This window comes from Mesorhizobium sp. (assembly GCF_024509055.1).
Lineage (GTDB): Bacteria > Pseudomonadota > Alphaproteobacteria > Rhizobiales > Rhizobiaceae > Mesorhizobium.
Genome location: NZ_JANINM010000162.1, coordinates 1 through 3,690 on the forward strand (window position 1 = coordinate 1; position 3,690 = coordinate 3,690).

Sequence of the window (3,690 nt, forward strand, 5' to 3'; positions counted from 1 at the left end):
CCATGCGTGTCGTTGACCTGCTTGAAATGATCGAGATCGAGGATCATCAGCCCCACCGGCTTGTCGATACGCCGGAATTCCTCAAGATACTCCCGCAGCGCGTCGTCGAAATAGCGGCGGTTCTGCATGCCGGTCAGCCCATCGGTGAGCGCCGCCTGCTCCAGCGTCTGCGAACGCGCGCTCAATGACACTGTCATGGCTCGCAGCTTCCCCTCTTCCCTTACCTGCCCGCGGATCAGCGGATAGATGAAGAAGACCCCGAAGAACAATGCCGCCGCCAGCAGCGCTCCGGTCACGAAAAGCAGTTTGTTGAGATAGACGATCTTGTCGATGCGCGAGGCCGTGTCGAGATCCGTCGCGATGCCCTGCAACTGACCATAGCCGTGGATCGTCACCAGGCCGGCGGCCAGGATCACGAAGATGAAGACGAAAAAAGCGGATTCCGCCTTGTGAAAGCGCATCAACTCCCCGCGCGACAACAACCCTTGACGTTATGGCATGCGCGACCTTACGGACCGTTAACCCGTACAACCCTGACGGGAAGATGAGCGTCGAATTTTAAGGCACTGATTGAAAAGGAATATCTTAGTCCGAAACCAGTGGACCATCGCCGGGACGGAACCTTTGCCACTCCGGCCCCAGCTGGTGCCTGAACCACGTCGCCTGACGCTTGGCATACTGTCGCGTCGCGATCTTGGCGCGCTCGATTGCCTCGGGAAACTGCATTTGCCCGGCCATCGCGGCCTGCAATTCGCGCACGCCGATCGCCTTCATCGCCGGCAGATCGGGATCGAGCGCAAGGGCCATCAACTGTTTGACCTCGTCAAGCGCGCCCTTGTCGAGCATCCGGTCGAACCGGGCCTCGATGCGCCCTACCAGTTCGGTCCGGTCCGGCTCGATCACCAGGAAGCGAGCGCTGTCGCGATCGATCAGTGGCCGGCCGCGCGCAGCCTGCCATTCGAGGATCGAGCGGCCCGAGGCGTCGAGCACCTCCAGCGCTCGCGCGATGCGCTGACCGTCGGTCGGCCTGAGTTGCAAGGCGACCGCCGAATCCTCGTGCATCAGGATGCGGTGCAGTCTTTCGGCACCCTGTTCCTTGAGCTCGTAGCGCCAGCGCTCGCGAACCGGCTGCGGAATGTCGGGCATGTCCGATATGCCTTCGGCCAAGGCGCGGAAGTAGAGCCCGGTACCACCGACAAAGATGGCTGGCCGCCCCGATAAAGCGCCGTCGTCGATCAGCTTGGTGACATCGCGCAGCCAGGCGCCGGTCGAGTAGGCGGTCGACGGATGCACATGGCCGTAGAGGTAGTGCCGCGCGCGCGCCAGTTCGGCCGCGCTGGGGCGCGCCGTCAGCACGTCGAGCACCGAATAGCCTTGCATGGAATCGGTGTTGACGATGACGCCGCCCTCGCGCTCGGCGAGATCGAGCGCCAGCGCCGACTTGCCGCTGGCGGTCGGCCCGGCTATCAGGATCGCGTTCTTCACGCGGCCTTCGCCCACCTGCCTGCCGGAATTCTCGATGCCGTTGATCGCCACGCTTGTGTCCCGTCCTGAAGACCGCGCAGTGTCGGCCCTGCTTGCGAATATGGCCTCGCGGGCCGTGGGCGCAAGCGCCGTTCATTGGTTGGCTGACGACATCGCCTGCGATCTGGTTCTGCCGGAGACGGCCGGCATCGACGAAATGACGGCGGGCCTCCGTTCGGCCCTGGCCTCCGAACCGGTCGACATCATTGTCCAGCCCGCCGAAGGCAGGAAGAAGAAGATCCTTCTCGCCGATATGGATTCGACGATGATCGACCAGGAATGCATCGACGAACTGGCCGACGAGATCGGCGTCAAGGAGCATGTGGCGGCGATCACGGCGCGCTCGATGAATGGCGAGATCGCGTTTGAGCCGGCCTTGCGGGAGCGTGTCGCCTTGTTGAGAGGCCTCGACACGACGGTCGTCGACCGCATCATCGCCAACCGCCTGACGCTGGCCGCCGGCGGGCGCGCGCTGGTTCGGACGATGCGCGCCAACGGCGCGTGGACAGCGCTGGTTTCGGGCGGCTTCGATGTCTTCACGAGCCGCATCGCCGAGATGCTCGGCTTCCAGGAAAACCGCGCCAATCGCCTGATCGAGGAAGACGGCAGGTTCGCGGGAAAGGTGGCCGAACCGATCCTCGGCCGCGCCGCCAAGGCCGAGGCGCTGCTCGATATCGCGGCGCGGCTTGGCTTGACGACCGGGGATGCGATCGCGGTCGGCGACGGCGCCAACGATCTCGACATGATCCGGCTCGCCGGCACCGGCGTGGCGCTTCACGCCAAACCGGCGGTGGCGGCCGAGGCCAAGGTTCGCATCGACCATGGCGACCTCACCGCGCTGCTTTATCTCCAGGGCTATCGCCTCGAGGATTTCGTGCCATGAAGCCGATGCGCACCGGACGCCTCATCCTGCGCAACTGGGAAGAGCGCGACCGCGAGCTCTTCCACCGGATCAACTCCGACGAACGTGTCATGGAGTTCTTCCCATTCCGCCGCGACCGTGCCGCGGCGGACGCCAAGATGGACGAGGTCCGCGCCTGGATCGATCAGGACGGCATCGGCTTTGCCGCGGCCGAGATTGCCGCCACCGGCGAATGCATCGGCTTCGTTGGCCTGTCCGGAACGGAGGATATGGATGTTCTGCCGGCCGGTACCATCGAGATCGGCTGGCGGCTGGCGCCCGAATTCTGGGGCAAAGGTTATGTGACCGAGGCCGCCGAAGCCTGGCTCGCCTATGGCTTCGAAACGCTCGACCAGGACGAGATCGTGTCCTTCGCGGTGCGCGAGAACCATCGGTCCACTGCGGTCATGCAGCGTCTCGGCATGCGCCATGATCCGCATGGCGACTTCGACCACCCCGGAGTTCCGGACAGCCATCCCCATCTCAAGCGGCATGTGCTTTACCGTTTGCCTCGCCAGGACTGGCAGGCACGAAAAAGGGCGGTCCGCTAGCCGCCCTTCTTCATTGCAACTCAGTCGGTTGCCGGTTCTTCTAGAATCAATCCATCCGGATCGTCACGAAGCGCAGTTCGCCGGTTTTCGACGCCAGCATCAGCAGCGCGTTCTTGCGCCCTTGCTGCTTCAGCGCGCCGATGCGGTCCATGACGTCCTTCGGCGTTCCGACCGATTCCTGAGCGATCTCGGTGATGACCTCTCCGGGCTGGATGCCGCGCTCGGCGGCCGCCGAATTCTTGGCGACGTCGGTGATGACGACACCAGAGACATCCGCCGCAATGCCGAACTTCTGCCGGGTCTGTTCGTTCAGCTCGCCAATCGTCATGCCCAGGACCGAGGCGGCCGAAACCGCAGGCGCCTTGTCGGAATTGCCCTGGTCAGTGTTGCCGTTTTCGCCGCTGGCCAGCTTCTCGCCGTCCTCGAGCCGGCCGAGCGTCACCTTGACAGTCTGCTCGACACCCTTGCGCACGATGACGACATCGACCGCCTTGCCGACCGGGCTTTCGGCGACGACGCGCGGCAGGTCGCGCATCTCGTGGATGTCCTTGCCGTCGAACTTGATGATGACGTCGCCGGCCTGGACCGAACCATTGTCGACAGGTCCGCCCTTGATGACGCCGGCGACCAGCGCGCCCTTGGCGGTTGTCATGCCGAGGCTTTCGGCGATGTCGTCCGTCACCGGCTGGATGCGCACGCCAAGCCAGCCGCGCC

Annotated in this window: 5 protein-coding genes; 2 read left to right on the forward strand and 3 right to left on the reverse strand. The window is 64.3% G+C overall.

Annotation, left to right across the window (positions count from 1 at the left end; translation table 11 throughout):
* Positions 1 to 461 (reverse strand): diguanylate cyclase (locus tag Q0L57_RS08035; RefSeq protein ID WP_296740731.1); only part of this gene is annotated, 461 nt, incomplete at its 3' end.
* Positions 462 to 585: 124 nt separating this feature from the next.
* Positions 586 to 1,530, reverse strand: a complete 945-nt coding sequence (gene miaA / locus Q0L57_RS08040; protein WP_296740739.1) for a tRNA (adenosine(37)-N6)-dimethylallyltransferase MiaA — start codon at positions 1,528 to 1,530, stop codon at positions 586 to 588.
* On the opposite strand from miaA, the gene serB reads away from it, so the two are divergent.
* Both serB and Q0L57_RS08050 read left to right on the forward strand, forming a co-directional pair.
* Entirely contained in the window at positions 1,520 to 2,407 is an 888-nt protein-coding gene (gene serB / locus Q0L57_RS08045) for a phosphoserine phosphatase SerB (protein ID WP_296740732.1), read from the forward strand. The genes miaA and serB overlap by 11 nt on opposite strands.
* Positions 2,404 to 2,976 carry a GNAT family N-acetyltransferase gene (locus tag Q0L57_RS08050; RefSeq protein ID WP_296740735.1) on the forward strand — a complete coding sequence of 191 codons (573 nt, stop codon included), beginning with the start codon at positions 2,404 to 2,406 and terminating at the stop codon, positions 2,974 to 2,976. The genes serB and Q0L57_RS08050 overlap by 4 nt, the downstream gene beginning before the upstream one ends.
* Positions 2,977 to 3,022: 46 nt before the next feature.
* Here Q0L57_RS08050 and Q0L57_RS08055 read toward each other — a convergent pair.
* Positions 3,023 to 3,690: PDZ domain-containing protein (locus Q0L57_RS08055; RefSeq protein WP_296740737.1), on the reverse strand; the 668-nt coding region annotated here is incomplete at its 5' end.

Bases quoted from the DNA above. Each gene is read 5' to 3' on its own strand.
- serB (WP_296740732.1), top strand. From the start codon at position 1,520: ATGCCGTTGATCGCCACGCTTGTGTCCCGTCCTGAAGACCGCGCAGTG.
- Q0L57_RS08050 (WP_296740735.1), top strand. From the start codon at position 2,404: ATGAAGCCGATGCGCACCGGACGCCTCATCCTGCGCAACTGGGAAGAG.